This window comes from Mesorhizobium sp. WSM4837 (genome assembly GCF_055811435.1).
On the sequence record NZ_JBVVQE010000146.1, the window covers coordinates 1 to 5,523 of the forward strand.

Annotated in this window: 3 protein-coding genes; 2 read left to right on the top strand and 1 reads right to left on the bottom strand. The window is 64.9% G+C overall.

What is annotated here, in order from left to right; genetic code table 11:
* Window positions 1-872: sensor histidine kinase (locus AC0L3D_RS35975; protein ID WP_473647449.1), on the top strand; the 872-nt coding region annotated here is incomplete at its 5' end.
* Window positions 872-3,829: a bifunctional [glutamine synthetase] adenylyltransferase/[glutamine synthetase]-adenylyl-L-tyrosine phosphorylase gene (locus AC0L3D_RS35980; protein ID WP_473647450.1), complete on the top strand. Its 2,958-nt coding sequence runs from the start codon at window positions 872-874 to the stop codon at window positions 3,827-3,829. The genes AC0L3D_RS35975 and AC0L3D_RS35980, both read left to right, overlap by 1 nt.
* 73 nt (window positions 3,830-3,902) lie before the next feature.
* Here AC0L3D_RS35980 and AC0L3D_RS35985 read toward each other — a convergent pair.
* Window positions 3,903-5,523: PAS domain-containing sensor histidine kinase (locus AC0L3D_RS35985; RefSeq protein ID WP_473647451.1), on the bottom strand; the 1,621-nt coding region annotated here is incomplete at its 5' end.

Consider the following 5,523-nt stretch of genomic DNA (forward strand, 5'->3'; position numbering starts at 1 on the left):
AATTGTTTTGGGGTGTGCGGGGCCGCGGGGGGGGGCTGACGCAACCCCCCGGGGTGGCGCGGCCGTGGCGCCCCTTTTGGGGGGGCGACCTTTCCGGCCGGCTGCCGGTCACCGGCGCCGGCGACGAGTTCGATCGGCTCTCCGAAAATCTCAATTCCATGCTGGCCAGAATCGCCACGCTGAATGAAGGGCTGAAGCAGGTCTCCGACAACATCGCCCACGATCTGAAGACGCCGCTGACCAGGCTGCGCAACCGCGCCGAGGCGACGCTCTCCGGCAAGCACAACTCCGCCGCCTACCGGCAGGCGCTGGAAGCGACCATCGCCGAGTCCGACCATCTGATAAAGACCTTCAACGCCATCCTGATGATCTCAAGGCTGGAGGCGGGCTATTCCTCAGAAATCACCAGCCGGGTCGATCTGGCTGCTTCCGTGCGCGATGTCGTCGAGCTCTACGAGCCGGTGGCGGAGGAGGCGGGAGTGACACTCGAGACCTCTGTGCAGGACGGCTTCGCCGTTGAAGGCAATCGCGAGCTGATCGGCCAGGCGCTATCGAACATCGTCGACAACGCGATCAAATATTCGACCGACTCGACAGCCAAGCCGACCGTTCGCGTGGCGCTCGATCGCGTCGGCAGCGAAATCAGGCTTTCCGTCACCGACAACGGCCAGGGCATTCCCGACGATGCCGATCGCGCCAGGGCGACCGAGCGTTTCGTGCGGCTGGAGAAGAGCCGCTCGCAGCCGGGTTCCGGTCTCGGCCTCAGCCTCGCCAAGGCGATCATGACATTCCACAAAGGGCGGCTTGATCTCCTGCCCGCCAATCCTGGATTATCCGTCGTCATGAGTTTTCCCGAACGGGAGGATCGCTGATGGCGGTGAAGGCGGCTGCGGAACACACCAACTGGCTTCTGAAGCCGGCGGCAAGGCTCGTGCCTCTGGATCAGAACCGAGCCCGGCGGGAATTGTCGGAGATCGCTTCCGCAGCGCAGGAAGAGGGGCTTGCCGTGCTGGCGAAATTCCTGGCCGGCGAGGGCGCCGTCCAGGAGTTTCTCGCGGCAGTCTTCGACCTGTCGCCGTTCCTGCGCGACACGGTGCGCCGCCGCCCGCAGATCCTGGATGCGCTTTTCGATGAGACCGTCGAGGCGCGGCTGGCGTCGATCGGCGCCGCCATCGGCAAGGCCGCGCGGGCGGAAGCCATCTCTGAAAACGGCCTGATGATGGAGTTGCGGCAATGGAAAGCGGAAGCGCATGTCCTGATCGCGCTGGCCGATCTTGCAGGCGAGGCCGAAACTGCAATCACAGTACGGCGGCTGAGCGATCTTGCCGACGGCTGCACCCGCGCTGCCGTCGACTTCCTGCTTCGCGACGCGCACCGACAAGGCAAGCTCAAACTGCCGGATCTCGAGGATCCGGCGCGCCGGTCGGGCTGGATCCTGCTCGGCATGGGCAAGCTTGGCGCGCATGAGCTGAACTTCTCCTCCGACATCGACCTCGTCGCTTTCTTCGACCCGCAAGCGCCAGCAGTCCTCGATCCGCTCGATGCGACGGAGCTGTTTTCGCGTCTGACCCGCCGGCTGGTCCGCATGCTCCAGGACCGCACCGAACACGGCTATGTTTTCCGCACCGACCTCAGGCTTCGTCCCGACCCCGGTTCGACGCCGCTGGCGATCCCGGTCGAGGCGGCGCTGCGCTACTACGAGGCGCGGGGCCAGAACTGGGAGAGGGCCGCAATGATCAAGGCGCGTCCGGTGGCCGGCGATGTCGCCGCCGGCACTGCGTTCCTGAAGGAGCTCCAGCCCTACATCTGGCGCAAATACATGGACTATGCGGCGATCGCCGACGTCCATTCGATCAAGCGCCAGATCCATGCCCACAAGGGTCTTGGCGAGATCGCGGTGAAGGGCCACAACGTCAAGCTCGGCCGCGGCGGCATCCGCGAGATCGAGTTCTTCGTCCAGACCCAGCAGCTCATCGCCGGCGGCCGCTTCCCCGAACTGCGCGGCCGCGAGACGGTGCCGATGCTTGGCCAGCTTGCGGCACGCGGCTGGATCACTGCCGATGCGCGCGATACGCTCACAAGGCAGTACTGGCTCCTGCGCCGCGTCGAGCACGCCGTTCAGATGGTCGCCGACGAGCAGATCCACATACTGCCGGACGATGACGAAGGGCTCGAACGCATTGCCCGCCTGCTCGGTTTTGCCGATGCGGCGACCTTTGCCGAGGCGTTCCGCGCCGCACTCCATCAGGTCGAACGCCACTACGCAGCGCTTTTCGAGACCGCGCCCGAGCTTTCGGCGGGCATCGGCAATCTGGTCTTTACCGGCGATGTCGACGACCCCGATACGTTGCGGACCCTGCAGAGATTGGGATTCCAGCGGGCGAGCGACATCTGCCGCGTCATCCGCGGCTGGCATTTCGGCCGCTATCGCGTCACCCAGTCAGCCGAGGCGCGCGAGCGGTTGACCGAACTGACGCCGGCGCTGCTGCAATCCTTCGGCCAGACGCGCCGCGCGGACGAGGCGTTGATACGCTTCGACGAATTCCTTGCCGGTCTGCCCGCCGGCATTCAGCTGTTCTCGCTGCTCCACTCCAATCCGGCTCTGCTGAAGCTGTTGGCGACCATCATGGGCGCGGCGCCCCGGCTGGCCGCCATCATCACACGCCGGCCGCACGTGTTTGACGGCCTGCTTGATCCGGCGCTTTTGACCGAACTGCCGGACCGCGCCTATCTGTCCGGCCGTCTCGCCGCGTTCCTCGAAGGCGACAGGGCCTATGAGGACGTGCTCGACCGCTTGCGCATCTTTGCGTCCGAGCAAAAATTCCTGATCGGCGTCAGGCTGCTTGCCGGCTCGATCGATCCGGCGCGCGCCGGCCGTGCCTTTTCCGATCTGGCCGATCTCACCATCGACGCGGCGCTGCGGGCGGTCATCGCCGAGTTCGCGCTACGCCACGGTCGCATCGCCGGCGGCACGGTTGCGCTGCTCGGCATGGGCAAGCTCGGCAGCCGCGAATTGACGGCCGGCTCAGACGTCGACCTCATCCTGCTTTATGATCACGACGCCGATGCCGAAGAATCCGATGGCGACAAGCCGCTCGCCCCGTCGCACTATTACGCCAGGATGACGCAGCGGCTGATCGCAGCGGTGTCCGCGCCGACCGCCGAGGGCGTTCTCTACGAACTCGACCTTCGCTTGCGGCCGTCCGGCAACAAGGGGCCGGTGGCGACCCATGTCGATGCCTTCAAGAAGTACCAGCGCAAGGACGCCTGGACCTGGGAGCATATGGCGCTGTCAAGGGCCCGCGCGATCGGCGGCGATCAAGCGCTGTGCGCCGAGGTCGAGACCGAAGTGGCACGGGTGCTTGCCCTGCCGCGCGACAGCGCCAAGGTGATGGCCGAGGCGGCCGAGATGCGCGCGATGATCGAGAAGGAAAAACCGCCGCGCGATCTCTGGGACATCAAGCTGATCCCGGGTGGTCTCATCGATCTCGAATTCATCGCGCAGGTGGCGGTGATCACGGGAAAGGTCGAAGCCGGCCGCCGGGTCACCGGGACGGCGGACGTGCTGTCGAGGCTGGCGCCGGATTTCGCCGAGGCGCAGATCAGGCAGGAGCTTTGCGATGCCTATGCGCTCTATCTGGCGCTGACCCAGATGACGCGGCTCTGCCTCACCGGCGTATTCGAACGCGACGACGTTCCGCCGGGGCTTTCGGATCTGCTACTGGCGGTCACCGACCTGCCGGATTTCGGCGTGCTGGAAGCGCACCTCAAGGAGACGTCGCAAAATGTCAGGAAGGATTTTGGCTTTTTGCTTCATGCGAATGAGTAGTGAATGGTGAATGGAATTAGATATTCACTACTGACTACTGACTACTGACTACTGACTACTGACTATTCACTAGTCAGGCGGCGGCCCTGACCGGCTGCGTCGGCTTCCTGGTCGGAATGCGCACCGACACGATCGTGCCGGTGCCTTCGGTGGAGCGGATTTTCAAAGCGCCGCCCTGAAGCTCGGCCAACGAGCGTGAGATGGCAAGGCCAAGGCCGGAACCGGCATGGCTCTTGGAAAACTGGTTCTGCACCTGCTCGAACGGCCGCCCGAGCTTGCTCAGCGCCTCCTTCGGGATGCCGCAGCCATTGTCTTCGATCGTCAGCGCGAGAGCGCTGGAGGTGTTGCGGGCCCTTACCGCAATGCGGCCGCCCTGGCCGGTGAACTTCACCGCATTCGACAGCAGGTTGATGATGATCTGCTTGATCGCCCGGCGGTCGGCGAACAGCGTCAGCGAATCGGGGATGCGTGTTTCGACGGTGATCGACTTTTCCGCCGCCTGCAGCGAGATGACGCGCACCGTTTCGCGCATCAGCGGGCAGAGGTCGATTTCCTCCTGATCCATCGAGAACTGGCCGGCCTCGATCTTCGACATGTCGAGGATGTCGTTGATGACGCCCAGAAGATATTTGCCGCTGCCGTTGATGTCGGTGGCGTATTCCTCGTAGCGCGGCGAACCCAAGGGCCCGAACAGCGCCTGTTCCATCAGTTCGGAGAAGCCGATGATCGCGTTGAGCGGCGTGCGCAATTCATGCGACATGTTGGCCAGGAACTCGGATTTGGCCCGGTTCGCGGCCTCGGCGCGCTCGGTTTCCTTCATGTATTTGTGATTGAGCTCGACCAGTTCGCGCGACCGTTCTTCCTCTGCCCGGCGGGCAAGGCTGAGGTCATGGATCGTCGCCATCAGCCGGCGCTCGCTGTCGACCAGCTTCTCCTGGTGCAGCTTGATCTGGGTGATGTCGGAGCCGACCGACACGGTGCCGCCGTCCCTGGTCCGCAACTCGTTCACCTGCAGCCAGCGGCCATCGGCAAGCTGCCGCTCGAAGGTCACGCCGCCTTGCTGCCCGTTGGTGTTGGCAAGCCGGCGCTCCGAGGCGAAGGCAAGCATGCGATCTTCAAGAACGGCGCGCGAGGCGCCCGGCATCACGTCGCGATCCGACAGGCCGTTGTCCTGCTGGTACTTGGAATTGCACATGATCAGGCGCTGGGCCGAATCCCAGAGCACGAAGGATTCGTTGATGTTTTCGATGGCCGTTCGCAGGCGAAGATCCGCGGCTTCGGAGCGCAGCGCCAGGTGCCGCTGCTCAGTGACGTCGACGGCGATGCCGATCAACTGGATCTCCGGCGCTTCCGGGTCGATCACCTGCGCTCTTGCGCGCATCCACACCCATTGTCCGTCGGCGTGGCGCATCCGGAACACTTGGTCGATGTGGTCGATCTCTCGTGCGACGATCCTGTTGGCGAGTTGGAATAGGTCGCCGTCCTCGGGATGGATGATCCCGTCGACCTCGCCGAACGACAGCATCGTGTCGCAGGGCTCATAGCCCAGCATGTCGTACATCGAACGCGACCAGTACATCTTGCCGCGCACCATGTCCCAGTCCCACAGGCCGCAGCGGCCGGGGGGGGGGGGGGGGGGGGGGGGGGGGGGGGGGGGGGGGGGGGGGGGGGGGGGGGGGGGGGGGGGGGGGGGG